The following is a 26115-nucleotide window of genomic DNA, read 5'->3' as shown; positions in this document are numbered from 1 at the left end:
CAGTTCTCCTTTACTTGTTCTTCAGACGGCTGCCGGCCACAGAGGCCAGGAGGTTGATGACCAGGGTGATCACCATCAGCACAGCGGCCACGGCCAGGGCGCTCTGCACGTCACCGTTTTCGTTGACGTACACGTACAGGGCCACGCTGAGGGTGCCGGAGGAAGTGGTGAGGGCGTCAAAGAAGTTGTTGACCACGCTGCCCATACCGGCGGTGAAGAGCAGGGCGGCGGATTCGCCCACGATACGGCCAACGGCCAGGATGCAGCCGGTGACGATGCCGTCCACGGCGTTGGGCAGCACCACGGTGCGCACCATGCGCCACTTGCCGGCGCCCAGGCCCAGAGCGCCCTCCCGGTAGGACTGGGGCACGGTCTTCAAAGACTCCTGGGTGGTACGCACGATGGTGGGCAGAATCATGATGACCAGGGTGAGGCCGCCACCCAGGATGCCGTACTTAAAGCCCAGAACCTGCTGGAAGAAGAGCATACCCACCAGACCGAAGATGATGGAGGGGATGCCGGTGAGGGTCTCGGTGGCAAACTCGATGATGGACACCAGCTTGTGGTTGGTGGCGTACTCGGTGAGGTAGATAGCCGCTCCCACACCCAGGGGGAGCACGATGACCATGGACAGAAGGATGATGTACAGGGTGTTGAGGATGTTGGGCAGAATGCCGTCGGTGCCACGGATGAGGCTGCGCTGGGTGGTGAGGAACTCCCAGGTGATGCCGCCCAGGCCACGGTAGAAGACGTAGCCGATCATAAACACCAGCAGGGCGATGGTGAGGGCGGCGCACAGGTAGAGCAGGCCCCGCAGGCCGCGGTCATAGATGCGGCGACGCAAAGACAGATGTTCCACGAGTTAACCCTCCTTTTTATTTTTGACAAACAGGTTGAGTGCCACGTTAATGAGCATGATGAAGAGGAAGAGGACCAGAGCAATGGAGAAGAGGGATTCCCGCCACAGAGAGCCCACGGTGGCGTAGTTCATCTCGGAGGCGATGGCGGTGGTGAGGAAGCGCACGGGGGTAAACAGGCTGCCGGGCATGTTGGGCACGTTGCCGGAGACCATGATGATGGCCATGGCCTCGCCGATGGCACGGCCCACGCCCAACACGATGGCGGTGGCCACACCGGAACGGGCGGCGGGGAGAGAGACCCGGAAGATGGTCTCGGTGTGGGTGGCGCCCAGAGCCAGGGAGGCCTCCTCATACTCCTTGGGCACAGCCCGCAGCGCGGTCTCAGCCACGTTGATGATGGAGGGCAGAATCATGACGGTAAGTACCACGATGGCCGCCAGCAGGTTGGCGCCGGAGGACAGGTGGAAGGCCTTCTGAATGGCGGGCACCAGCACCACCATACCCACCAGGCCGTACACCACCGAGGGGATGCCAGCCAGCAGGGACACGGCGGAGCGAATCACAACCGCCAGGCGGTGGTTGGCCACCTTGGCCAGGAACATGGCGGTGAGCACACCCACAGGCACGCCAATGAGAATGGCGCCGCCGGTACCGGCAAAGGAGGTGAGGATGAAGGGCAGGATGCCGTACACTCCGTTTTTGCCGTCCCAGGTATCTCCAAACAGGAAATCGGTCACGCCAATTTCCAGCATAGCAGGCAGACCGGAGATCACCAGGTAGATGCTGATGAACAGCACGCTGGCCACTGCCACAATGCCGCACAGGAAGAAGATGTTCTTCACCAGCCACTCTACGCTGTCCCGCAGCCGCCGGGCCTTCTGGGCCTTGGCCTGGTCGTTTTGTTTCTCTTGCGCCATGGGGACCGCCTCCTTAGGGGTTTGGGTTATCACGTTCTCGTTATCCAAGTTTTTCATTCTCCTTTACACAGGGGAACGGCCCCCATCCCGTGTGGGGGATGGGGGCTGGTCCCGTAGCCTTGTTTCTTACTTGGCGGTAGGCACAGCGCCAGCCTGACGGATGAGGTCAGCGGCGTCGGTGGACATAGCCCAATCAAAGAAGGCCTTAGTCTGAGCGGACATCTCGGCGCCCTCCTTGGTCACGATGACGAAGGGACGCTGAATCTTGTAAGTACCGTCCAGAATGGTGGACTCGCTGCACTCCACACCGTCCACGGTGATGGCGGACACGCCGTCCTGGCCCTCCACCTCAGACAGAGAGGCGTAGCCGATGGCAGCGGCGTTGCCGCGCACGGCCTCGATGACAGCGCCGGTGGAGGTCAGCTCCTGGTCCAGCTTGCAGCTATCCTCGGTCTCGGTGATGGACTCGAAGCCGTCACGGGTGCCGGAACCAGCCTCACGGCCGATCACAGCGATGTCACCAGCCTCGCCGCCCACCTCAGACCAGTCGGTGATCTCACCGGTGAAGATCTTGGCGATCTGCTCCACGGACAGGTCGGCCACGGCGTTGTCGGCGTTGACGATGATGGCAATGCCGTCCAGAGCAACGATGTTCTCCACCAGACCCTGCTCCTTCTCCTCGTCCTTCAGAGCGCGGGAGGCCAGGCCCAGATCAGCGGTGCCGTTGGCAGCAGCCTCCACACCAGCGGAGGAACCGCCGCCCTCCACGGACACGGTGACACCGGAGTTGTCGGTGCTGAACTGCTCAGACAGGTAGCCCATGACCTTGGACATAGAGGTGGAACCCAGGCACATCACGGTGCCGGACAGCTCAGAGCCGTCGGTCTTGTCGGAACCGCTCTGGGTGTTCTCAGCGGACTGGTTGCCGCAGGCAGCCAGGCTGAACGCCATGGCACCAGCCATCAGCATAGCGATAAACTTCTTCATTTGTTGTCTCTCCATTTCATATTCGTTGTGTTTCATGGTCTCTCTTGGGAACAGCTTTGAGTTTACAAAAGAATTGTAAAGAGTGCGTCCAGGGCTTTGTAAAGTCTGTGTAAAGCGGCCCTTTTCTACCTATTCTTAGCGATACCATTGTAATACCGCTGTGTTTTTCTCCCGTTTTAGTGCAATACTACTAATGAGGCAGTCCGCCCCCAGCACAATCCAGGCGGGCACGGTAAAGGCGGTTGGCAGGGCGGAAACGCAAATCTTTACAATTGGGTGCACTGTGTAAACCAGTGCCAGAGCCAGGCCAGACCAGGCCAAAGAAAAGGGTAAACAAACCAATCCGCACACATTCCAACGGATTTGGGAGTAATTCCAAAAAGCCACCCCCAACACATATTTATAATAGAGTCCAAACAGCAGCTCCACCACCGTGGCCGCCCCGAAGCCTACCCCCATCAGCCACAGGGGCTGAGGATTGGGACCGCTGAGGGCCACAATGGCCACGGCCCCCACCCCATACACCGGGCATAAGGGCAGCAGCAGCAGGCACTTGCGTCCACTGCCCCGGCCGTGGACGATCTTGGCGTAGGCCACCTCCAGCAGGTAGCCCAAGAAGCTGTAAACCAAAAGATACCAGATCCATGTGCTCATATCTCATCCTCCCCGTCTGCATAGTCTGTCCCAAAGGTGGGATTCTCATGAAGTGTATAAGATTTTTTCTCTGCGGCCTGTGATTTACCACCAGTTACCTGTTGTTTGCCCGGTGGGATTGTGATACAATGTATCGAACTTTGCAAGGAGGGACCGATATGCGTCATTTGATTGACTTCGGGGATTTGAGTAGACAGGAATGGGACGAGATCTATCAGAGAGCCGACAAAATCATCAACAACCCAGAACAGTATTTAGATGTATGCCACGGTAAGGTGTCGGCCAACCTGTTCTATGAGCCCTCCACCCGCACCAACTTCTCCTTCCAAACCGCCATGATGCGCCTGGGCGGGTCGGTGTTCGGCTTTGCCGACCCCAACTCCTCCTCGGTAGCAAAAGGCGAGACGTTGAAGGACACCATTAAGATGGTATCCAACTATGCGGATGTCATCGTCATGCGCACCCCCTGGGAGGGCGCTGCCAAGGCCGCCTCTCTCTACGCCGATGTGCCGGTGATCAACGCCGGTGACGGCGGCCACATGCACCCCACCCAGACCACCGCCGACCTGACCACCATCACCCGCCTGCGGGGCAGTGTGGACGGGCTGTCCATCGGTCTGTGCGGCGATTTGAAAAACGGACGTACCGTCCACTCTCTCATCAAGGCTCTGTCCAAGTTCAAGGACATCCGCTTCTATCTCATCGCGCCCCGGGACCTGGCCATCCCCCAGTACCTGCGCCAGTTCATGCAGGAGCGCAACATGCCCTTCGTGGAGGTCACCGGCCTGGAGGCCGTCATTCCCCAGCTGGACGTGCTGTACATGACCCGGGTGCAGAAGGAGCGGTTTGTGGACCCCCTGGAGTATGAGCGCAACAAGGGCATTTACGTGCTCACCCGGTCCAAGCTGGAGCGAGCCCGGGAGAACCTGCTCATCATGCATCCCCTGCCCCGAGTGGACGAGATCACCGTGGACGTGGACGACGACCCCAGAGCCGTGTATTTCCAGCAGGCCCGGTTTGGCATGTTTGCCCGCATGGCTCTGCTGTCTGATCTGGCCAACCAGCCCCGGAAGACTCCTGCCCCGGTGGAGATTGGCACCAAACCCGTGTGCCACAACCCCCGGTGCATCACCCAGACGGAGCTCTATTTGCCCCCGCTGGTGAAGAAGAACGGCGGCGTGGACTGCTGTGCTTTCTGCGACGCACCTCTCTAATTGATTTTTTGAAAAAAGGGCTTGACACCCCAGACATTCTGTGCTATTATACACAGGCTGATGTTTGGGGCGTCACCCTTAACCTGCGGGTGTAGTTCAATGGTAGAATCCCAGCCTTCCAAGCTGGTCGCGTGGGTTCGATTCCCATCACCCGCTCCATACGCGCCTGTAGCTCAGGTGGATAGAGCAACTGCCTTCTAAGCAGTGGGTCAGGGGTTCGAGTCCCTTCAGGCGTGCCAATCATTTAGAGTTTTGCCTCTGAATGAGATTCCTGCATTGCTGGCAGAAGGCACTCCTGTTGCGCATCAAGGTTCGCCTTCGGCTCCCTTTCTGCGGAAGGGACTTTGGCCGGCGAACTTGCCACCGGCAAGTCCGCTGATCGGCCAAACTTCAGGCGTGCCAGCCCATTTGAGGGCCTCTCCCCGTCCCAAGCGCAACATAAGTCAATATGGTGGGTATAGCTCAGTTGGCAGAGCACCGGATTGTGGTTCCGGGTGTCGTGGGTTCGAGCCCCATTACCCACCCCATACTGTGGCTAAGGGCCGGAGCGTCCGCTCCGGCCCTTGCTTCCATCCTCTTCATTGGGGTGTAGCCAAGTGGTAAGGCACGGGACTTTGACTCCCGCATTCGTTGGTTCGAGTCCAACCATCCCAGCCAGACCATTGTCCCCCTGGCTCGCCCGGGGGGACTTTGCGGAATAACTTCATATGACCTAGTAGCTCAGTTGGTAGAGCAACGCCCTTTTAAGGCGAAGGTCCGGGGTTCGAGTCCCCGCTGGGTCACCACGTCGGAGCAAGCGTCATATCGCTTGCTCCGACTTTTTTCAAAAGTCAGAGTGCGCTCATTTTGCTGCTCCTCCTTTCCAAATCGAACCCGCTGCGCTGGGCTTCGATTTGGTTTTAGGTGCAGACCTGATAGCCGTGCATCTATACTGTTGCGATACTTCATCGAAAGTGCGTTATTTTCTCTTTTTCGGAGGAAATAACGCATTTTTTCGTTATATTTCAAAATTACCTCTGATTGAAAATTCAACTTTAATTCAACTCGCTCTGAAAATTCAAGCCTTCTTCAAGAAAATCTCTGAGAGGATGTCGGCGTTGCGCTGGTCTGCCCCCTCCAGCACATGGGCGTAGATGTTGGCCGTGGTGGACACCTGGGCGTGTCCCAGCCGTTTGGAAATGCTCACACTGTCCACCCCATTGAAGTACAGCATAGAGGCCATTGTATGCCGGAACGCATGGGGGTTGATGTGCGGGAGATCGTGGCGGCGGCTGAACTTCTTGAGCCAATTTGTCACGCTGTCCGGGTGCATGGGGTTGCCGTTGTCCTGGGCAAAGACAAAGCCCTGGTTTTGGTAGTACTCCCCCAGCCTGAGCCGTTCCTCAGCTTGCCACGCCCGGTAACGCCGGAGAAGCTGCATGGTTTCCGTGGGCAGGGCCACATACCGCCGGGAGCGTTCCGTTTTAGGGCTGCTCTCATAGATGCCCACGTCTGCCCGGTAAAGAATGTTGTTGCAGATAAAAATACGGTTGCCCTCAAAGTCCACCTTGGCCCATTTCAGGCCCAGCACTTCTCCACATCGTGCCCCTGTAATCAGAAGCAGGTGGACAAGGGTTTTCCATTTCATTGGCTCTTGCTCCAGGGCCTCCCGGATAGCCGCCACCTGTTCCGGCTGGAAGTAGTTCACGTCCTTGTGTTCTGCCTTTGGCAGCGTGGCCCGTGCCGCCACATTGAAGGGGACAAGCCCCTCTTTCACCGCTTGCTCCAGCACTGTGGAGATCAGGCGGTGATACTTTTGGAGGAGGAGGGCATTTATCGCCGCTTCATCACCGCCCGCTCCAATCCCATCGGTTGGTGCCGGTAAAGGCAGAGGCGCGAAAGAAAAGAATGACCGGGATACGTGTCCCGGTCATTCTTCGTTCCAGCTTCTTCCCTTGATTGATCCCAGAGAACATGCAAAACCAATATGGCGGCATCTTGCAATTTCATGCGACAAAGAGTATGATGTGGTTAGCTGGTACTAACCATCATTGAGGTGACCATATTGTATGGATGACAACAAGCAGTTTTGGGAGCGGTTTTCACGGCATTACTCCGGTTTCATACGCCGCTCTCAGACAACCTATCAGCAGATCTGCAAAGCAATGCGTCCTTTTCTGAAACGGGACATGGACGTACTGGAGTTGGCCTGCGGAACAGGCCAGCTGTCCGTGCCGCTGTCTCCATGTGTCCGGAGCTGGGAGGCAACCGACTTTTCAGCTGAAATGATCCGTCAAGCCAAAAAGCAGGTTTATTCGTCCCGGCTCCACTTTTCCGTCCAGGACGCCACCAAGCTGCCCTACGGCCCGGAGAGCTTCGATGCGGTGGTGATCTCCAACGCCCTCCATGTCATGCCTCACCCGGAAAAGGCTCTGGCGGAAGCCTGGCGGGTTCTGAAGCCGGGGGGATGGCTGTTCGCCCCCACCTTTGTCTGGGGCAAAAGCCGAAGCGCCAGACTCCGGCTCTGGTTCATGGGGCTGTCAGGCTTTCGGGTGTACCACGTTTGGACTGCCGGGGAGCTGATGGCATACCTGTCCGAGCGCGGCTATTCCATCGTTCGCCATCCACTTCTCGGAAGTTCGTTGGCGCCGCTGTGCTGTCTGATGGCCAGGAAGATCCCGGATGAACGGACTGCGGCACGGCAGACCACCGTCCAATCTGTGCAGCTTGATCATACAAAAGCCAAGGAGGAATGAGAAATCATGTGGTAGTACACAGTGGAAGTCAACGGAATGATGTGCGGGATGTGCGAGGCCCATGTCAATGACGCCGTACGCAAAGCCTGCCCGGTCAAAAAGGTAAATTCTTCCCGCAGCAAAAACCAGACCGTGATCCTCTCTGAAACAGAGCTGGACACGGAGGCTCTTATGAACACCATTCGCGGCACGGGATATGAGGTCGGAGCGATCCAGCAGGAGCCGTACAAAAAAAGAGGATTGTTTGGTTGAGTTCCTTGGCGGCAGCGGTCAGAAAAGAGGTGTGAACATGAACGCGGCAATGCAGTCGTTTGGATATGGATTAGCAGCCTTGCTGTTTTGCATCGCTATTCTTGGCGTGTGCCATAACATCAAAAAAACTGCCCGAAAAGTTTTGAAAAGCCAGCAAACACATAAGGATGAGCTGCCGTAAGCGTTTGGAGCTATGGAGCAGATGCGCTTGGCGGTGAACTTACACAGCAGGTCGCTCCTGATTTAAAAGCGCAGATCACATAAAATGCGGTGGAGGCCATATCCAGGCTCCACCGCATTTGATATTCCGTGCCAAATGGCAGGTATTCACTTATCGCGTTGCCGCTCGATAGCAAAGTCCGCCAAATTTGCACAGGCTCATTGCCCGTGCGCATCTTCCCGCATTTTCGTTACCTGCTCCAAGTGCGCCTGCACCGCCGCAAAGGATTTTTCGCTGATCACATGCTCGATCCTGCAGGCATCCTCTGCGGCTGTTTTTTCATCCACGCCAAGACCCTTGAGCATTTCTGTCAGTACTGTGTGCCGGGTGTACATGGTCTCAGCAATGGCGAGGCCTTTTGATGTCAGAGTGATTGCGCCTTCTCCGTCCACCTCCACATAACCGTCTTTTTTTAGAATGGACAGAGCACGGCTGACGCTGGGCTTGGTATAGCCCATTTGTTCTCCTACATCAATAGCCCGCACGAAGGATTTTGTTTGCCTTAAAATATAAATGGTCTCCAAATACATCTGACCAGATTCATGGATTGCCATATAAGACCTCCATTGGATAAAGCATTTTGATTATTATAGCACAGTCCGGAAAAATGAACCAGCCTGTTTATCGGAAACGGAGATTTCTTTGCTGAATATAGGTTCCCGCTTGACAATTGATTAGGCATGGTATATTATAGCAGAGGGTTAGATGTTGCTAACCTAATTTTTTCGCGGTCTGGTTTCCTATCGCTAACCAGACTGTGGAAAAATGATTAAATCAACTGTGAAAAGGTGATGGATATGACATTGTTGGATGCTCTGGACGGTCAGGAATATATCGTCAAGCAAATCAATACGGACGATGAGGAGCTGAATGCGTTCCTTTTTTCTTTAGGTTGCTATGTGGGAGAGCCGGTGACCGTGGTATCCCACCTCAAGGGCGGCTGCGTGGTTTCCATCAAGGATGGCCGCTACAATATCGACAACCAACTGGCCTCGGCCATCGAGATATAAGATCTGGAGCACTTATGACGCCCCAGAGCCCCAGATCTAAGGTATTCATTCATGTTTATTCTGCCCAACGGTTAGCGTAGGGCAACCGCTGAGTTGTGAATAAAGTACATCGCACACATAGAAAAGGAGGAAATGTCATGCGTATTGCCTTGACTGGCAACCCGAACTCCGGCAAAACCACCATGTACAACGCCCTCACCGGGCGAAATGAGAAGGTGGGCAACTGGGCCGGCGTGACGGTTGAAAAGAAGGAGCACCCCATTAAGAAAGCCTACTGCAGCGGGACGGAGGATCTGATTGCCGTGGATCTGCCCGGCGCCTACTCCATGTCCCCGTTCACATCGGAGGAAAGCATCACCAGTTCCTATGTAAAGCACGAACATCCTGATGCCATCATCAACATTGTGGATGCCACCAACCTGAGCCGCAGCCTGTTCTTCACGACCCAGCTGCTGGAACTGGGCATCCCCGTGGTGGTCGCCCTGAACAAGAGCGATATCAATGCAAAAAAGCAGACCGTCATTGATGTAGCGTCTCTCTCCGCCAAACTGGGCTGTCCCGTGGTGGAGACCGTCTCCACCGCTGCGGAAGGGCTGAAGGCCGTAGTGGACGCCGCGGTTGCACAAAGCGGTAAAATCCAAAGAGCTCCTTATGTCCAGGGCGACATTGATCTGACTGACAAGAAGGTTGTGGAGGAAGCCGACCGTAAGCGTTTCGCGTTTGTCAATTCCCTGGTCTCCCAGGTGGAGAAGCGGAAGGTCCTCACCAAGGACAAGGGCACGGGGGACGCCATTGACGCCGTGCTGACCAACAAGTTCCTGGGCATTCCCATCTTTGCCGTGGTCATGTTCCTGGTGTTTCAGATCTCTCAGGTGTGGGTGGGCACACCCGTTGCCGATTATCTGGTGGGCTGGATCGAGACCTTCCAGGGCTACGTCGGCGAGGTGCTGCTGGCTGACGCCAATCCTCTGCTGACCGCGCTGCTGGCCGACGGCATCATCGGCGGCGTGGGCGCCGTGGTTGGTTTCCTGCCCCTGGTGATGATCATGTATTTCCTCATCGCCCTGCTGGAGGACTGCGGCTATATGTCCCGCGTGTCCGTAGTGCTGGACCCCATCTTCAAAAAGGTTGGCCTGTCCGGTAAGTCCGTCATCCCCTTCGTCATCGGCACCGGCTGTGCCATCCCCGGCGTCATGGCCAGCCGCACCATCCGCAACGAGCGGGAGCGCCGGGCCACCGCCATGCTGACCCCCTTCATGCCCTGCGGCGCCAAGATCCCCGTCATCGCCCTGTTTGCCGGTGCTTTCTTTGACGATGCCGGCTGGGTAAGCTTCCTCATGTACTTCACCGGCATCGTGCTTATTTTCCTGGGCGCCCTGCTGGTCAACAAGATCGCCGGCTACAAGAACCGCAAGTCCTTCTTTATCATCGAGCTGCCGGAGTATAAGGTACCTTCTCTCTGGTTCGCCTTCAAGGCCATGTGTGCCCGTGGCTGGGCCTACATCGTGAAGGCCGCCACCATTATTCTGCTGTGCAACACCGCCGTGCAGATCATGCAGACCTTCAACTGGAGCTTCCAGGTGGCGGAGACCGCCGACAGCTCCATCCTGGCCTCCATCGCCCATCCCTTTGCCTATCTGCTGGTGCCCATTGTGGGCGTTCTCAGTTGGCAGCTGGCAGCCGCTGCCGTCACCGGTTTCATTGCTAAGGAAAATGTGGTGGGCACGCTGGCCGTCTGCTTTGCGGGCCTTGAGAACTTCATCGACACCGATGCCCTGGAGATGATGGAGGGCGCTGGCGCCGAGGTGGCGGGCGTCATCGCCATCACCAAGGTGGCGGCTTTGGCCTACTTAATGTTCAACCTGTACACACCTCCCTGCTTCGCCGCCATCGGTGCCATGCACTCTGAGATCAAGAGCGCCAAGTGGCTGTGGGGCGGCATCGGCCTCCAGCTGGGTACTGGCTATACAGTGGGCTTCCTGGTCTACCAGATCGGCACCCTGATCACCACCGGTTCCATTGGCGCCGGCTTTGTCCCCGGTCTTATCGCTGTAATTGTGTTCGCCGCAGTTCTGGTGTGGCTGTGCCTGAAGGCGGATAAGGATCTGAAGCAGGAGTATGCGCTGAATGGAGCGAGAGCCTGATGATCGACTATATCGTAATTGGCATTCTTGTGGTAATTATCGCAGCCGCCGCGTTCTATGTCTATAAGGCAAAAAAGAGCGGCAAGAAGTGTATCGGCTGCCCGGATGGATGCTCTTGCAGTTCCAAAAAGGCAGACCAGCATCACTGCTGCTGCAGTACCCATGAGAAATAGAAAAGATGCGGGGGCCTTCCGTTTGGATGGCCCCCGCTAATCATTTCATGCATCCATGAACTTTCCTATTGACAAACACGATGTGATATATTAGAATCAGAACATAGGTTAGCTATCGCTAACCTCCGGGAGAAATCCCGAATATTTTTTGAATATAAGTTAGCTGTTGCTAACCATCTACTTTGGGAGTGACTCTCTATACAGGAGGCGTGTTATGTCAGAGGATCTGCTGATTCGTCACTGCTCTCCCACCCTGGCGGGAATCAAGACGGGAAATCTTTTTTCCTGTGCCTGCCCCAGCCGGAAGGATCTGACGAAAGACTTGTGTCGGCTGAACAAGAAACTGGTGCCCAAGGGCATCCGCGTCCTTCCGCTTCGGGTTGGCAAAGGCCGCGCTTTGATCTACGCCTACCGGCCCAATGCATTGGAGAGCGATCTGACCGATTACCGCGCCAGAGCCTTGCTTCTCAAATACGGCTATGTGCCGGAAAACCCCAATGGCTGCGTGGTTCACCTGATCCACCGGCTCCGGAGCGAAGGGGAATTCCCCCATGAGATCGGCCTGTTTTTGAGCTATCCCCCTGAGGATGTGCTGGGCTTTATTTGCAACCGGGCGTGCAATCACAAATGCGTGGGCTGCTGGAAGGTCTACGGCGACGAGCAGGCCGCCAGAAACCTCTTTGAGAAATACGAGATGTGCAGCAAAATCTACTCCCGGCAGTGGCAGCAAGGGAAATCCATCGAGCAGCTCACCGTGGCTGGTTGATGTTTCTACCATAACAAATCCAGAAAGAAAGGTCGCTAAAGTCTTATGAGTAAAGTTGCAGTTGTGTATTGGAGCGGCACGGGAAACACCGAGGCCATGGCCATGGCGGTGGCCGAAGGAGCCAAGGGCAAGGGTGCCGAGGTATCTGTGATCACCGCCGCAGAGTTCTCCCCGGAGCAGGTCAGCGAGTATTCCGCCATCGCTTTCGGCTGCCCCTCCATGGGGTCGGAGCAGCTGGAGGAGAGCGAGTTCGAGCCCATGTTCACCGCCTGTGAGGGCAGGCTGAGCGGGAAGAATATCGCCCTGTTCGGCTCCTACGGCTGGGGCGATGGCGAATGGATGCGCAGCTGGGAGTCCCGCTGCAACGACGACGGCGCCAATCTGGCCTGTGACAGCGTGATCTGCAACGAGACTCCGGACGATGACGCTCTGGCGGCTTGCCGCGAACTGGGTGCGTCGCTGGCCTGACAAAAACACCGCAGAAGGCAGGAGGCGCTCGTCTCCTGCCTTCTGCCTGTATCCCCAGTCAGCATAGGCAAAACCATTTCCGAACCCAGAGAAACAGGTCGTGAGAAATCATGCTGAAAGAATATTTATCGAGCCAGGGCTCCGCCACAGGCCGTTGGAGCAGCAGTATGCCAGGGGTGCAGATCTGCCGGTTTTCCCTGCCGGAGCCGGAGCAGGAACCTCTGCGGTCTGTCCCGGTGTGCGGCGCACCGCTCCAGTTTGAGGTGCTGTTCTGCCTGACCGGCCGCCTTACTGTCCGAACGTTACAAGGTACCTCCTGCACGGTGGAGGCGCCGGGGATTTTCCTGCTCTCCGACAGCTCCGCTCTCCGCTCGTGTCGGTACAGCGGAAACCTGAGCGGTGTTTTGATTGCCGTAGACGCCAAAGCCGCAAAGGAAAGCCTTGTGACGGTCTGCTCCACTTTGGGGATGAAGCTGGACACCAGGATCGTCAAGAAAAAGATGACAGCAAGAAACGGCTGCACGGCCCTGCACGGCACACCTTGGACGCAGGCTTTTTTTGAAACCGTTCGTCGTCTGTCAGAGCAGGAGCAGGAACGCTACTGTGTTTTCAAGTCGGTGGAACTGCTGTATCTGCTCTGCACCGAGGTATCTGAATCGGATGAATCTCTCTCCGGCTCAGGCTGTCCTGTATCCCACAGTCTGTTGGAAGTCAAGGCATACATCCAGACGCATCTGTCTGATAAGCTCACCATTGCGTTCCTCTGCAAACAGTTTTCCGTTTCCCCCACCTTCTTGAAAGAAGGGTTTCGCCGCGCCTATGGCATGCCGATCCACACATATTTGATCCAACTGCGCCTCCGACGGGCACAAGAGCTGATCTGCACCACCCGAATGTCCATTCAGCAAATTGCGCAGTCTGTGGGGTATGAGGGTATGAGCCAGTTCAACGCAGCGTTCAAGCGGGAGTATGGCATGACTCCCGGCCAGTACAGAAAAATGTCGGAAACCGCAACTCTGCGTCCGTTTTGACAGCGACAAACACCCACCTTTTCTGCTACAATAATCAGACATTCCAAAGCATTCAGAAGGAGTGAGAGCGATGAAACAGCATCGTTTTTGGGCGTGGGGCGCTGTGATCTGCATGATTATGGTCATGGTCACCGGCTACAAGCGGAAATAAGGGAAAGGAAGTATTGCGATGAGTGTTTATACGAAACTGGCCTGCTTTGCGGGTGGTGCGTTGTTTGGCTCTTTTGGCGTTAAGCTGCTGTCCAGCAAGGACGCCAAGAAGGCCTATGTCCATGTCACGGCCGCCGGCCTGCGGATGAAGGACTCAGTTATGGGAACCGTGACCACGGTGCAGGAGAACGCCGCGGACATTCTGGCCTCCGCCAAGGAGCTGAACGAGGACCGGGCTGCAAAGGAAGCGGAGGAAGCCGCCGCTGCCAATCTGGAGAGCGAAGAAGCCTGATTGACCCAGAGGGAGCCGCCAGCGGCTCCCTCTTTTCGTGAAGGAGGAACCTATGAACGCAACCATATTGCACGAAAGCCGGGGGCGCATCCGGTTCCGGCTGCGGCAAAAACAGATGACACTCGCTCAGGCGGATCTGCTGGAGGCATGGATTCAGGGAAAGTCCTGGTGCCGGCAGGTCACCGTCCATGAGCGAACCTGTGCTGTGATCCTGTACTACGATGGGGATCGACAAACTGTGCTGGAGGCCATCCGGCAGTTTTCCTGGCAGGAGGCGGAGCGGACCACATCACTGCCCGCCCACAGCACCCGGGCGCTGAACCGGGAATTTGAGGAGAAACTGGTAACTAAGGTAGTGTGCAAAGCCGCCTGCACCCTGTTTCTCCCACCTCCATTGCGGATTGCCCGCATTCTCTGGCACATGATCCCCTTTGTGCGGAGAGGACTGCGCTGCCTGCTGCGCCGCCGCATCAAGGTGGAGCTGCTGGATGCCCTGTCTATTTCCATTTCTGCCTGCAGAAGGGACTTCGGAACCGCCGGAATGGTCATGTTTCTGCTGGAGGTGGGCGAGCTGCTGGAGGAGTGGACAAGGAAGAAATCTGTGGCGGATCTGGCCCGGTGTATGTCGCTGAATGTGGACCGGGTCTGGCTGCGCACAGCCCAGGGCGAAGTGCTGGTCCCCGTGTCCCAGATCCAGCCGGGGGATGCGGTAGTCGTCCGCGCCGGCGGCATCATCCCCGTGGATGGCCTGGTGCTGGAGGGGGAGGTCACCGTCAACCAGGCGTCCCTCACCGGTGAGTCCATCCCGGTACCCAAGCACCCCGGAGGCGCGGTCTATGCCGGCACCGTGGTGGAGGAGGGCGAGTGTGTGCTGGAGGTGAAGCAGGCCTCTGGTCAGAGCCGCTATGACCAAATCGTTCACATGATCGAGCAGTCGGAGCAGATGAAGTCGGAGGCTGAGAGCAAGGCTGCCAATCTGGCGGACAAGCTGGTGCCCTATACCTTTGTAGGGAGTCTGCTGAGCTTCGTCCTCACCCGGAATGTGGCACGGGCTTTGTCGGTGCTGATGGTGGACTTCTCCTGCGCACTGAAACTGGCCATGCCTCTGGCCGTCCTCTCTGCCATGCGGGAGGCGGGACGGGCCCATATCACCGTCAAGGGCGGCAAGTTCCTGGAGGCGGTGGCTGCCGCCGACACCATCGTTTTCGACAAGACCGGCACCCTGACCCACGCCTGCCCCCGGGTGGCTCAGGTGGTGTCCTTCGGCGGCAAAGAGGAAGCCGAAATGCTGCGGCTGGCTGCCTGTCTGGAGGAGCACTTCCCCCATTCCATGGCCAACGCCGTGGTGGAGGAGGCCAAGCGCCGGGGCCTGCGCCACGAGGAGTACCACTCCAAGGTGGAATATCTGGTGGCTCACGGCATCGCAAGCACCGTCGATGAGGAGCGAGTCCTCATCGGCAGTGCCCACTTTATTTTTGAGGATGAGGGGTGCGTCATTCCAGAGGGCGAGCAGGAACGCTTTGATGCCCTGCCGCCGGAGTATTCCCACCTGTATCTGGCAGTAGGGGGGCAGCTGGCCGCTGTGATCTGCATCTCCGACCCGCTGCGGGAGGAGGCGAAGGAAGTCCTGTCCACCCTCCGTGCTCTGGGGGTCACCAATACCGTCATGCTCACCGGCGACAGTTACCGCACCGCCGCAGCCATTGCCGCCCAGGTGGGAGTGGATGACTTCCGCGCTGGAGTCCTTCCGGCGGACAAGGCGGAGTATGTGGCACGGCTCCGCCGGAAGGGGCATACCGTGTTGATGGTGGGCGACGGCATCAACGACTCACCGGCCTTGTCCGAGGCGGATGCGGGCATTGCCATCAGCGACGGCGCCGCCATCGCCCGGGAGATTGCGGACATCACCATTGCCGCCGACAGCCTCTGGGAGCTGGTAGAGCTGCGTCGGATCGCCATGGCGCTGATGGCGCGCATCCACTCCAACTACCGCTTCGTTATCGGCTTCAACGGCGCCCTGATTGCTCTGGGCGTGGCCGGAGTCCTGCCACCTGCCACCTCTGCCACGCTGCACAACCTCTCCACTTTGGGAGTCAGTCTGCGAAGCATGAGCCGGCTGACTACTCAGACGCAGTCCGCTCGGGGCAACAATTCGCAGAATGGATAAAAAAAGAATCCTTTCCGCTTGGTAGCTTGTGCTTTTTGCGTGGTTGCACATGGCTAACTCCATGTGCTATAATACACTCACGATGCGCAGTGCGTGATGCATGGTAAGTCCAATCGCCGCTGCGCATCTTTTTTCGCAAAGTAGTTAGCCATAGCTAACCGCATGAAAGAAAGGGGAGGATTGTATCAGACCGTATCGTTCTACCATAGTTCTCTTGGCTCTGTTGCTTGTCTTGTCCTGCTGCTCACTGTTTGTGGGCGTGATCGATCTGACGCCGGGCGAGCTTCTGGCGGGCAATTTTGAGCAGCTGGAGATTTTCATCATCTCCCGGCTGCCGCGCTTGCTGGCCATCCTGTGTACCGGAATCGGCATGAGCGTAGCAGGGCTCATCATGCAGCAGCTGTGCAGCAACAAATTTGTGTCCCCAACCACCGGCGCCACCATCTCCTCGGCCCAGTTCGGCATCCTGCTGGCTCTGCTGTTTATGCCGGCCTCCACACTGTGGAGCCGGGCCATCTTCGCCTTTGCCACAGCAATTCTGGGCACTTGGATCTTCGTCTGGTTCATTCAGCGCATCCAGTTCAAGGATGTGGTGATGGTCCCTCTGGTGGGCATCATGTTCGGCAATGTCATCGGCGGCATTACCAACTATCTGGCTTACAAATATGAGATGACCCAAGCTCTGTCCTCCTGGCTGGTGGGCCACTTCTCGCTGGTGCTGAAGGGCCGGTATGAGATCGTCTGGCTGACGGTCCCGCTGGTGGTACTGGCCTTCCTCTTCGCCAACCATTTCAATATCGTTGGGCTGGGCAAGGATTTTTCCAAGAACCTGGGGGTCCCGTACAATCTGGTGCTCTTCTCCGGCCTCACCATTGCCGCCATGATTACCGCCTCCATCGTGGTGGTGGTCGGCTCCATCTCCTACATCGGCCTGATCGTGCCCAATGTGGTAGCCATGTACAAGGGCGACAAGATTCGGGGCACGCTGGTGGACACCGCCCTGTTCGGCGCCATCTTCGTGCTGGTATGCGACATGATTGGCCGGATCGTAATCGCCCCCTACGAGCTGCCCATCGAGCTGATCGTGGGCATCCTGGGAAGCCTCATTTTCATCGCCCTGCTGTTTTACCGGCTCAAGCACGGCCGAAAGGCCATTCGTCTGGGCGGCGCCGGAACAAGCTGCTGCTCCGCCTTGCCTAACCTGAAAGGAGGTGCGGACCAGTGAACACCGCTGCCGTGCGCGCCAACCGGCGCAAACTCCTGATCCTGGCTGCGATTGTTCTTCTCTGTGCAGCAGGATACATGCTGGTGGAGGTCAACTTTTCCAATCCCAAGCTGCTGGCCTATGCCATGAAGATCCGCACCCCCAAGCTCATTGTCATGCTCATTACCGCCTTTTCCATCGGCGGCGCCTCTCTGGTATTCCAGTCTATCATTAACAACACCATCGTGACCCCCTGCCTGCTGGGGATGAACTCCCTGTATACCCTCATCCACACCGCTGTGGTGTTTTTCCTGGGGTCTGCCAGCGTGGTGGCCTCCAATGCCAACCTGTCCTTCGCAGTGGACGTGGTGCTCATGGGCGTTACCGCCACCATTATCTACAGCTGGATCTTCAAAAAGACCAAGCACAATGTGCTGTATGTGCTGTTGGTGGGCACAGTGCTGACTTCGTTTTTCAGCAGCATTCAGACCACCCTTACCCGGGTCATGGACCCCAACGAGTACGACAGTCTGCTGAATACCCTGGTGGCAAGCTTCAGCAACATCAATTCCGAGATCATCGTCTTTTCCCTGATCCTCTTGGCGGGCGTCATCTTCGCACTGCGAAAGGAGCTGGCCCTGCTGGATGTGCTGACCTTAGGCAAGGAACAGGCCATCAACCTGGGTGTGGACTATGACCGCTGCATCCGCCGCCTGCTGCTGGGGGTGACTCTCTGCATCGCCGTGGCCACCGCCATGGTGGGACCCATCTCCTTTTTGGGGCTCATCATCGCAAACCTGTCCCGTCAGCTGCTGAAAACCTTCCGGCACACCCAGCTGGTGCTGGGCTCGGCCCTGTTCGGCATGATCGTGCTGGTGGGCGGACAGCTCATTGTGGAGCATGTGTATTCCTACTCCGTGCCGGTGAGCGTATTCATCACTGTGGGCGGCGGCCTTTACTTCCTCTATCTCCTCCTGACAAGAAAGAAGGTGTGACCATGCGCGTACAAGAACTGACAAAACAGTATGATGGAAAAACCGTGGTGGACGGCGTGAGTTTCGCCATCCCCAAGGGTAAGGTAATTTCTCTGATCGGTCCCAACGGTGCGGGCAAATCCACCGTTATGGGCATGATCTCCCGGCTCATCGCCCACGACAGCGGACTGGTGGACTTTGAAGGCAAGGACATCGGCAAATGGAAAAGCAAGGAGCTCTCCAAGCGTCTTGCCATCCTGACCCAGTCCAATAACATCCAGATGAAGCTGACTGTGCGGGAGCTGGTGACCTTCGGGCGCTTTCCGTACTCAGGCAACCGGGTCACCCCAGAGGATCAGAAGATCATCGACCGGGCGATTGCCTACATGGAGCTGGAAGAATTCCAGGATCGCTTCATTGACGAGCTCTCCGGCGGCCAGCGGCAGCGGGCCATGATCGCCATGGTCATCGCCCAGGACACCGAGTATGTGCTGCTGGATGAGCCCACCAACAATCTGGATATCTACCACGCCACCAACATGATGAAAATCGTCCGCCGCCTCTGCGACGAGCTGGGGAAGACGGTGATTTTGGTGCTGCATGAGATCAACTATGCGGCATTCTATTCCGACTACATCTGTGCCTTTAAGGACGGAAAAATCGCCAAGTTCGGCACTGTGGAGGAGGTGATGACGAAAGAGAACCTGTCCCAGATCTATCAGGTGGACTTCGAGATCCTGACCATTGCGGGCAAGCCTCTGTCCATCTACTACTAACCCCCGTATTTTCAGTACTTTTTAGAAAAGGAGTAATTAAAAATGAACATGAAAAAGATGCTTTCTCTTGCCCTGGCCGGCGTGATGGCCCTGAGCCTCATGGCCTGCTCCGCTCAGAACGGCGGCGATTCTTCCGAGAATACCTCCTCGCCCAGCAGCAGTCAGTCCAGTGAGGAAACCCCTGAGTCTGTGACCATTACCAGCCTCAATGCCAACAAGGAGGCGGCGGAGCTGGAGGTGCCTTACGATCCCCAGCGTATCGCCATTCTGGACATGGCTTCCCTGGACATTCTGGATGCCCTGGGTGTGGGTGACCGGGTAGTGGGCACTGCCTCCACCAGTCTGGAGTATCTCCAGGACTACATCAATGACGATATTGCCAACCTGGGCACCATCAAGGAGGCCGATCTGGAGGCCGTCATGGCCTGTGAGCCGGATGTCATCTTCATCGGCGGCCGCCTGGCTTCCAGCTACGACGCCCTCAGCGAGATTGCTCCTGTGGTCTACCTGGCCACCGATACCGAGCTTGGGGTCGTGGAGAGCGTGCGGCAGAATGCCACTACCATCGCCTCCATGTTTGGTCTGGAGGACAAGGTAGACGAGTTGATGGCTGACTTCGATGCCCGGATCACCGCCCTGTCCGAATTTGCCGCCGGCAAGACCGCCATCGTGGGACTGGTCACCAGCGGCAGCTACAATGTGCTGGGCAATGACGGTCGCTGCTCCATGATTGGACGCGAAATTGGTTTCGAAAATATTGGCGTGGACGCCAACATTGACACCTCCACCCATGGCAACGAGGCATCTTTTGAGTTCATCGTGGAGAAGGCACCCGACTATATCTTCGTTATGGACCGCGACGCCGCCATCGGCACCGACGGGGCAAAGCTGGCCCAGGAGATCATGGAAAACGAGTTGGTGATGGGAACCGATGCCTACCAGAATGGCAACATCGTCTATCTGGCTCACCCCGCCGTGTGGTACACCGCCGAGGGTGGTATCTCCGCACTGGACATCATGCTGCAGGATTTGGAGAGCGAGCTGCTGGGTTAACGCTGTTTCAGATGGAGTATTACGGCCTTTCTCCATAGAACCCATATATCATATTCATCGAACTTGACTGCTAACGAAAGGAGCGCTTACCATGGATCAGGAAAACAGAATGCCTCTTATTGGCGACAAGGCCCCGTCCTTCGAGGCTGTCACCACCCAGGGTCCTATCAAATTCCCGGAGGATTACGCTGGCAAATGGGTGATTCTCTTCTCCCATCCTGCGGATTTCACCCCAGTCTGCACCACGGAGTTTATGACCTTCGGCTCCATGATCGACGAGTTCAAGGCTCTCAATACTGAGCTGGTGGGGCTTTCGGTGGACTCCATCTATTCCCACATCGCCTGGCTGCGGAAGATCCAGGAGCTGGAGTGGAACGGTAAGAAACACATCAATGTGACCTTCCCCCTCATCGAGGATATCCGCATGGAGGTGGCCAACAAGTACGGCATGATCCAGCCGGGACAGTCCAACACCCAGGCGGTACGGGCAGTGTTTGTCATCGACCCCAACGGCGTGGTGCGAACCATCCTGTACTATCCGCTGTCCACGGGCCGCAACTTTGACGAGATCAAGCGCATCATCCTGGCGCTCCAGAAAGCGGACGCCGACGCCTGCGCCACCCCGGCCGACTGGCGGCCCGGCGATGATGTCATCGTACCCACCGCTGGCAGCTGCGGCGTAGCCAAGGAGCGGATGGACAACCAGAGCGAGAATCAGTATTGCCTGGATTGGTTCATGTGCTTCCGCAAAGAGGCGAAGTAATACTAAGTTAATTCCCCAATAACAGAAAACCGGTCGAGATTTCATGCACGAGATCTCGACCGGTTCTTTTTTTATTCGACACCATTTGTCCTTACTCACTATATACCGCTCAAGCTCGGCAAATATTTCTCTTCGTATGCACTCACCGCACGGTGGGTGCATTTTTTGTTTGTCGAAAAATGGCGGCCTCTGCTCAGCGTCCGGTATGTCCGGTCGCTCCATTGCCGCGACCCACCGCTCCGAAATTTGGTTCGCATCCAAATTTCAGAAGACGGAGTCAATCACCATGTACTTTCATAGAGAGGACTATCCTTATAGGATGCCTTGTGGGAACGGAAGTTGACCGTATGCCCCATATACTCCGGCTTGGATAAAATCTGCCCGACTATATAGCCGCTCCAGTTATACGGGTTGGGAAATTCCTTCCTGCTTTTCCAGACACCCATACCTGTCTCCTTTTATCCACTTTTCAATTTGCGAAACTTATTGTACCTTATCGAAATAAGACTGATGGTGTACCATAACATCGTCTAGAATTCCCGAATCATCAAAGCCAAGCCTCCAAGAAGCCAGGTCAAAAGAGTCATTCGTTTCGTAAGTAAGAACATATGCCTCAGAGCTATCGCTTGGCTGTCCATATAACTCTAACACATCTTCTCTGGTAGACCATCCCAGCATCAACCCACCGGGAAGGCGGAGTTCCGTGCCGGAAAAGTCGTAATTGCCATAGATTACATGGACGCCTCCCACCGTGCTCTCGGCGACAGGGATCGTGCTTTCGGTGGGGTTGAAAGCACAGACGCTGACAGTCTGTTCACGGTCATTGGTCAACGAGACCCATTCCCATTCATAGGACGCATACGGGCCTTCCGCGCCGGCCAGAGAAAGCCCGGCATCCTCCTCGGAAATCACCCATCCATCGTTCAGGAAAGCCGCAAGGGGAACCGGCAGCGTATAAACCGTATCATTGATTTGAATCGAAACATTTTTCCAGTCATTCGAAAGTTCAGGGGATGGCGGGTACAATTCTGCCCCTGCCGCATCGAGTTCTGTCATAAATTCGAGCGTCATCAAGGTGGAGGTATGCGGCAGGTAGGTAACTTTCGCAAACAGAGCAAAGTCGTTCCCGCCCCACAGCGCGCGCCCTTCCTCGAACCTCTTTTCACTGATTTCAAAGGAATGCCGTTCGCCGGTCATATCTACGCCGCGCAAATAATAGGAGTCTGAGCTATAGTCCCCGATTCCTCTCGAATATTCAAACTCCAGCCGCTCCAAATAGGCGGCTTCCGGGCGCTTGAGGTAGGGGATGTCCAAAACGAGCGGCCGGACAAGGAAGAAAGCGGCGGCGAGGCAAAGCAGAATGCCTGCGGTTCTGCCAACCTTTTGCAGGAACGTTGTGTCCGGCTGAATCAGCAGTATGAATAAGACAAGGGCGATGATCACCGCCACCAGCCCCAAGCCGCCATAGACAATGACGGCTTGCATAAACCCTGTGATGCCGATGGCAAAGGCATCGGCGCTTGTAAACCATCCCACCACCGCGAGGATGGTGATCGGCAGAAAAAAGATGACGGCAGGGAACAAAATAAACCATTTTAACTCCGCCTTGCTTTTTTCGCCGCCGGGCGCTCTTTTGTCTGTTCGGTTCTCATTTATATTGTTCATTTTCTCTCTTGCTTTCATGAAAATCAGTGTTTCAAACGCTCCAGCGTCTCGCAAATCGCAAGCATCCCCTGTTTTTGATCTTTGATTTTGGCGGTGATGCTGTTGTTGACCAGCGACAATTTTATTTTGGTTTTCCCGCTTTTCGCTTTGATGATCCGCTGGGAAGGCAGTAGCCCTTTTTGTACGTTCAGTTCGTCAAACTGGTCAAACGGAATGCAGATTTTACCGTAAATATGCGAGATATCAAAAGTTTCCAACACTGCGATAACCAATGTTTTTTCTGTCACGCCAACATAACAATATACATTACTCAAAGCTCCCAGTGCCAACATTTCAGCCGTCCCAGACATCAAGGTTCCCCATGCTTTTCCCTGGTATGTTTCTCCTTCCGGACAGATACTATCTAACATTTCATTCATATCTTTCTCGTTCATAAATAAAGTCATAAAATTCACCTCGTCGTTTTGCCCTCTAGTTAGTAGATCTGGTTCCGGTTTAATTATAACACTTAGCTGGTTTTTCGGTGTGAATTCAAGGTAAAACACTCGTAAATGTTAGGCAGAAAAGCCCCAACGATTGCCATATCCTTTGCTGTGTCTGATGTTTTTGTTTCTGATGCAAGCGTTCACGGATGGGGCGTACTATTACTTCTTCATTGAGCATATTAGCTCCTTTCGTTTCGTTCAGGCCAGTGGGGCGGAACGAAACGGGGCGGGGAGCGGCATCCCACACCCAGCCGCCGGCGCTCAAAAGAGCGGGGAACAATATGGGTGAGCCCTGATATATAAAAAGCGAGCCACAGCTCACTTCCATGAGCGTGGCTCGCTACAGCCTGTAGAAAAACCTGCTCCGGCAATTAAGCCAGAGCAGGTTTTTTGCTTGGAAATGAAAGCGGAAACGGAAAAAGCATCAAAACAGCAGCTACACTTTTCCCCCATCCTGTTTGTTTTCCGCCATCCGGCGCCGAATGGCGGCCATTCCATTTCCAAATGGCCAGCTTTTTCAGATTCATGGCAGCAAATTTAAGCTTCACCCAGTTTGTCACCTGGGCCAAGCCTCTGTACTGCGTGTAACGCATCCCGTGTTTTTCCTTCGCATCGGCAAACACACGCTCAATCTTCTCTTTTCGCAGCCGGTACAGTTCTTTGTACACCGCCATATGCCGCACGTGCTCTGCCATCTCCACATAGTCCTGCCAGACATGGCGCAAGACTGTTTTCTCGCACTTGGCGTTCTCGGTGCACGTCCCTCTGGTGGGACAGCTCTTGCAAAGATAGCCTCGGCTTTTGTATTCCCGGTAGCCCTCCCGGTTTGTGGTGGAATAATGCAGCGCACGGTATTCCGGACAGATCACATCGTCAAAGTATTCGTCATACACATAGGCCCACCAGGGGTGGCCGTTTCCTTTGGTCTTGGGGCGGGTATAGCAGGTGGAAAGAACGCGGCCGCTGTCGAAGATTCTCTTGCAGATCCAGGGGGTTTTGTAGGCGCTGTCCGCCACCACGGTTTTGTGCTCGGGGTAATACTGGCATACTTCATCGTACAGAGGATCAAAGGCTACACTGTCGTGGATATTGCCGGGAGTGACGTGAACACCAACAACAAAATTGTGCTTGTCACATGCTGTGTGCGCTTCGTAGGCAAAGCACTTTTTGTGCTCCCCCTTGTGGAATACACCGCTTTCCGGGTCGGTGGTGGACACCACCGTTTCCTTCTCCTCCGGCGGCTTTTTGTCGCTGTCATCGGAAAAGGGCTTTTTCCCGTGTTCCTCCCGGTCCTTGTTCACTTCATCGAACAGCTCTTTTGCGTACCGCTTTGCCTGCTTGGGGACCGCCTTTTTGGCCTGCTTTTTCAGATTAGCACTTGCCTTAATGTGGGTTCCGTCCACAAAAATCGCTTCTGTGTCCAGATATCCTTCCTCTGCGGCTGCTTTCAACACCCAGCGGAACACATATTCCACCGTGGCGTGGTTGAATCGGTGCTTGAAGTTGTAGCTCACTGTGGAGAAGTGCGGTACCGCTTCATTCAGCGGATATCCAATGAACCACCGGTATGCCAGATTCATGCTCACTTCCTCCAGGGTTCGGCGTAGGGAAGAAATTCCATAGATATGCTGGATCAACACGATCTTGAACAGCACCACCGGGTCAACGCTGGGCCGGCCGTTGTCCTCGCAATACAGATCCTCCACAAATTCGTAGATTTTCTTGCAGTCGATGGCGTCGTCGATTTTCCGCAGCAAGTGATCCTGCGGGACCATGTTCTCCAAACTTACAAATTCCAGCTGCTCTCGATTTTCTGCGTTCTTTACCAGCATTTTTATCACCCTACACCATTATACCGCATTTTCTCTCTCAATACGAGAAAAAGGCCACCAAAAGGTGACCTTTTTCGACAGGCTGAAGCCCGGAGGAAGCATTTGCTTCCTCCGGACTTTCGTCTTAGTTTGGCGGGTTCTTCGGTCTAAGAAGAACTTAGTTGCCGCGGCGCTTGCGCACCACAGTGGCAGTGCTCAGAGCCACCACAGCGGCGCCCAGAGCGGCCACATACAGCATCAGCTGAGCGGAGTCGCCAGTCTGAGCAGGCTTCTCAGCGGGCTTCTCGGTGGCCTGAGGCTTGTCGGTGCTCTCGGGCTTCTCAGAGGCCTCGGGCTTGTCGGTGGTCTCGGGAGCGCCACCGGCGGTGAGGCCGTCCATGGCGGCGCTCAGAGCGGCCACAGCGTCATCCACCTTGGCCTGATCGTCCTCGGACAGGGTGGCGTCAGCCATCACGGCCCGGGCGGTGGCCAGAGCGGTGCGGAAGGTCGCCACGGCAACCTCGCTGGCCCCGGTGGTGTCCACGGTCTCCGCCTCAGCCAGCAGACCTTCCAGGATGGACTTGTCAGCCTTGTAGCGCTGGGCCAGAATGGCGTTGAGCAGGTCACCAGCGGCCTTGTCCACGTCCTCCTGCATGGCGTCGCCGTCCTCAGCCACCTTCTTGGCGGCATCCAGAGCGTCCACCAGATCCTGCCAGTGGTCGGGCATGTACTTGTCGGCGTTGGCCATCATGTCCTCGGCGCGCTCAATGGTCAGGTTCAGCAGCTCCTTGTCGCCCTGAGTCAGGCCCAGGCCCCAGATGCCTTCCAGCAGCTGGTTCCAAGCGGCGTTGACCTCGTCCTGGGTGGCGTCGGCGTCAGCCAGAACGGTCTTTGCGTTGGCCAGAGCGTCCTCAAAGGCCTTCTTGGCGGTGTCGGTGACACCCTCAGTGGACAGGGTATCGGCGTACTTGACGGTCTTCTCCAGCAGGGTCTTGTTGACATCGCCGGGCTCGGGGGTCTCGTCCTTCTCAAACACGGCGGTGACGGTGACGTTGCCCTCGGGCATCACGAAGGTGTTATCGGTGACGGTGACGGTCTCGCTCTGCCACTCCACGAAGTGCCAGCCCTCAGCAGCCTGCTGAGTCAGGGTCACGGTGGTGCCAGCGGTGGCGGTGGTGGGCTCGGCGGTAGCGGTGCCCTCGCCCTGGGTGTTCACGGTGACGGTGTACTCCTCAGGCTGGGGCTCAGCGGCCTCCTTGAGCTCGATGACCAGCTTGTCCAGCTGGGGAGACTTCTTGTCGGGACCGGTGAACACCAGAGTGCCGGCGCCGGCCTCGGTGATCT

At 56.3% G+C, this 26115-nt stretch carries 25 protein-coding genes, 5 tRNA genes and 2 pseudogenes; 22 read left to right on the top strand and 10 right to left on the bottom strand.

All coding sequences use genetic code 11. The features are described 5' to 3' along the window. Positions 1-10 precede the first annotated feature (10 nt). The 4 genes from pstA to B5F22_RS07785 all read right to left on the bottom strand — a co-directional run bounded on the left by pstA (position 11) and on the right by B5F22_RS07785 (position 3418). Positions 11-859 carry a phosphate ABC transporter permease PstA gene (pstA, locus tag B5F22_RS07800; protein WP_087232767.1) on the bottom strand — a complete coding sequence of 283 codons (849 nt, stop codon included), beginning with the start codon at positions 857-859 and terminating at the stop codon, positions 11-13. A 3-nt stretch (positions 860-862) separates the two neighbouring features. After that, complete coding sequence (gene pstC / locus B5F22_RS07795) at positions 863-1777, bottom strand: phosphate ABC transporter permease subunit PstC (protein ID WP_087392124.1); 915 nt, start codon at positions 1775-1777, stop codon at positions 863-865. A 126-nt stretch (positions 1778-1903) separates the two neighbouring features. Continuing rightward, entirely contained in the window at positions 1904-2764 is an 861-nt protein-coding gene (locus tag B5F22_RS07790) for a phosphate ABC transporter substrate-binding protein (protein WP_204210557.1), read from the bottom strand. Between the two features lie 135 nt (positions 2765-2899). Beyond that, positions 2900-3418 carry a putative ABC transporter permease gene (locus B5F22_RS07785; RefSeq protein WP_087392123.1) on the bottom strand — a complete coding sequence of 173 codons (519 nt, stop codon included), beginning with the start codon at positions 3416-3418 and terminating at the stop codon, positions 2900-2902. A gap of 158 nt (positions 3419-3576) precedes the next feature. On the opposite strand from B5F22_RS07785, the pseudogene pyrB reads away from it, so the two are divergent. From pyrB to B5F22_RS07755, 6 genes and pseudogenes are all read left to right on the top strand, one after another. Beyond that, positions 3577-4473, top strand: a pseudogene (pyrB, locus tag B5F22_RS07780) (aspartate carbamoyltransferase); the annotation flags it as partial. A 244-nt stretch (positions 4474-4717) separates the two neighbouring features. Next, positions 4718-4791 (top strand) — tRNA-Gly (locus B5F22_RS07775). Positions 4792-4794: 3 nt separating this feature from the next. Then, positions 4795-4871: transfer RNA gene (locus B5F22_RS07770), tRNA-Arg, on the top strand. A gap of 212 nt (positions 4872-5083) precedes the next feature. Further along, positions 5084-5159, top strand: a tRNA-His gene (locus B5F22_RS07765). Between the two features lie 55 nt (positions 5160-5214). Then, positions 5215-5289: transfer RNA gene (locus B5F22_RS07760), tRNA-Gln, on the top strand. 52 nt (positions 5290-5341) lie between these two features. Then, a tRNA-Lys gene (locus tag B5F22_RS07755) sits at positions 5342-5417 on the top strand. Between the two features lie 272 nt (positions 5418-5689). Here the strand turns inward: B5F22_RS07755 and B5F22_RS07750 are convergent. Continuing rightward, entirely contained in the window at positions 5690-6259 is a 570-nt protein-coding gene (locus B5F22_RS07750; RefSeq protein WP_242955083.1) for a site-specific integrase, read from the bottom strand. A gap of 6 nt (positions 6260-6265) precedes the next feature. Here B5F22_RS07750 and B5F22_RS12600 point away from each other — a divergent pair, with 6 nt between their 5' ends. The 4 genes from B5F22_RS12600 (at position 6266) to B5F22_RS12595 (ending at position 7800) form a co-directional block, all read left to right on the top strand. Then, positions 6266-6496 carry a hypothetical protein gene (locus tag B5F22_RS12600; protein ID WP_242955082.1) on the top strand — a complete coding sequence of 77 codons (231 nt, stop codon included), beginning with the start codon at positions 6266-6268 and terminating at the stop codon, positions 6494-6496. Positions 6497-6680: 184 nt separating this feature from the next. Next, complete coding sequence (locus tag B5F22_RS07745; protein WP_087392120.1) at positions 6681-7367, top strand: class I SAM-dependent methyltransferase; 687 nt, start codon at positions 6681-6683, stop codon at positions 7365-7367. A gap of 36 nt (positions 7368-7403) precedes the next feature. Further along, positions 7404-7619 (top strand): copper resistance protein CopZ, encoded by a 216-nt coding sequence (locus tag B5F22_RS07740; RefSeq protein ID WP_242955084.1) that lies wholly within the window; start codon positions 7404-7406, stop codon positions 7617-7619. Between the two features lie 37 nt (positions 7620-7656). Continuing rightward, positions 7657-7800, top strand: coding sequence for a hypothetical protein (locus B5F22_RS12595; protein ID WP_242955081.1), 144 nt, complete (start codon positions 7657-7659; stop codon positions 7798-7800). Positions 7801-7997: 197 nt separating this feature from the next. On the opposite strand, the gene B5F22_RS07730 is transcribed toward B5F22_RS12595, so the two are convergent. Next, entirely contained in the window at positions 7998-8393 is a 396-nt protein-coding gene (locus B5F22_RS07730) for a metal-dependent transcriptional regulator (RefSeq protein WP_087232781.1), read from the bottom strand. A 243-nt stretch (positions 8394-8636) separates the two neighbouring features. Here B5F22_RS07730 and B5F22_RS07725 point away from each other — a divergent pair, with 243 nt between their 5' ends. From B5F22_RS07725 to B5F22_RS07670, 12 genes are all read left to right on the top strand, one after another. Next, complete coding sequence (locus tag B5F22_RS07725; RefSeq protein ID WP_087232784.1) at positions 8637-8849, top strand: FeoA family protein; 213 nt, start codon at positions 8637-8639, stop codon at positions 8847-8849. A 137-nt stretch (positions 8850-8986) separates the two neighbouring features. After that, positions 8987-10993, top strand: a complete 2007-nt coding sequence (locus B5F22_RS07720) for a ferrous iron transporter B (RefSeq protein ID WP_087392118.1) — start codon at positions 8987-8989, stop codon at positions 10991-10993. Between the two features lie 387 nt (positions 10994-11380). Next, a complete protein-coding gene (locus B5F22_RS07715; RefSeq protein ID WP_087373181.1) occupies positions 11381-11932 on the top strand; it encodes a DUF3793 family protein in 552 nt (183 codons plus the stop codon). A 45-nt stretch (positions 11933-11977) separates the two neighbouring features. Continuing rightward, positions 11978-12400, top strand: a complete 423-nt coding sequence (locus tag B5F22_RS07710; RefSeq protein WP_087232790.1) for a flavodoxin — start codon at positions 11978-11980, stop codon at positions 12398-12400. Positions 12401-12510: 110 nt separating this feature from the next. Beyond that, positions 12511-13431 carry an AraC family transcriptional regulator gene (locus tag B5F22_RS07705; protein ID WP_087392117.1) on the top strand — a complete coding sequence of 307 codons (921 nt, stop codon included), beginning with the start codon at positions 12511-12513 and terminating at the stop codon, positions 13429-13431. Positions 13432-13600: 169 nt separating this feature from the next. Continuing rightward, entirely contained in the window at positions 13601-13873 is a 273-nt protein-coding gene (locus tag B5F22_RS07700; protein ID WP_087238102.1) for a DUF6110 family protein, read from the top strand. 52 nt (positions 13874-13925) lie between these two features. Continuing rightward, entirely contained in the window at positions 13926-16040 is a 2115-nt protein-coding gene (locus B5F22_RS07695) for a heavy metal translocating P-type ATPase (RefSeq protein WP_087392116.1), read from the top strand. A gap of 214 nt (positions 16041-16254) precedes the next feature. After that, entirely contained in the window at positions 16255-17265 is a 1011-nt protein-coding gene (locus tag B5F22_RS07690; RefSeq protein WP_343223932.1) for an iron chelate uptake ABC transporter family permease subunit, read from the top strand. After that, complete coding sequence (locus B5F22_RS07685; RefSeq protein WP_087392114.1) at positions 17262-18239, top strand: iron chelate uptake ABC transporter family permease subunit; 978 nt, start codon at positions 17262-17264, stop codon at positions 18237-18239. The genes B5F22_RS07690 and B5F22_RS07685 overlap by 4 nt, the downstream gene beginning before the upstream one ends. Before the next feature lie 2 nt (positions 18240-18241). After that, on the top strand, positions 18242-18994 hold the full coding sequence (locus tag B5F22_RS07680) for an ATP-binding cassette domain-containing protein (RefSeq protein ID WP_087392113.1): 753 nt from the start codon (positions 18242-18244) through the stop codon (positions 18992-18994). A gap of 48 nt (positions 18995-19042) precedes the next feature. Further along, entirely contained in the window at positions 19043-20047 is a 1005-nt protein-coding gene (locus B5F22_RS07675) for an ABC transporter substrate-binding protein (protein ID WP_204210558.1), read from the top strand. Between the two features lie 91 nt (positions 20048-20138). Next, positions 20139-20810, top strand: a complete 672-nt coding sequence (locus B5F22_RS07670; RefSeq protein ID WP_087232809.1) for a peroxiredoxin — start codon at positions 20139-20141, stop codon at positions 20808-20810. Between the two features lie 483 nt (positions 20811-21293). On the opposite strand, the gene B5F22_RS07665 is transcribed toward B5F22_RS07670, so the two are convergent. The 4 genes and pseudogenes from B5F22_RS07665 to B5F22_RS07650 form a co-directional block, all read right to left on the bottom strand. Continuing rightward, positions 21294-22493: a hypothetical protein gene (locus B5F22_RS07665; protein ID WP_087392111.1), complete on the bottom strand. Its 1200-nt coding sequence runs from the start codon at positions 22491-22493 to the stop codon at positions 21294-21296. A 5-nt stretch (positions 22494-22498) separates the two neighbouring features. Then, positions 22499-22921: a hypothetical protein gene (locus B5F22_RS07660; protein WP_087232814.1), complete on the bottom strand. Its 423-nt coding sequence runs from the start codon at positions 22919-22921 to the stop codon at positions 22499-22501. 410 nt (positions 22922-23331) lie between these two features. Beyond that, the gene (locus B5F22_RS07655; protein ID WP_242955080.1) at positions 23332-24792 is read right to left on the bottom strand and encodes an IS1182 family transposase; all 1461 of its coding nucleotides are present in this window, start codon (positions 24790-24792) and stop codon (positions 23332-23334) included. Between the two features lie 157 nt (positions 24793-24949). Continuing rightward, positions 24950-26115 (bottom strand): annotated as a pseudogene (locus tag B5F22_RS07650) (FIVAR domain-containing protein); the annotation flags it as partial.

This window comes from Pseudoflavonifractor sp. An187 (genome assembly GCF_002160275.1).
GTDB lineage: Bacteria > Bacillota > Clostridia > Oscillospirales > Oscillospiraceae > Enterenecus > Enterenecus faecium.
Note: the sequence above shows the minus strand (reverse complement) of the source record. Positions and strands in the feature narration are given on the sequence as shown.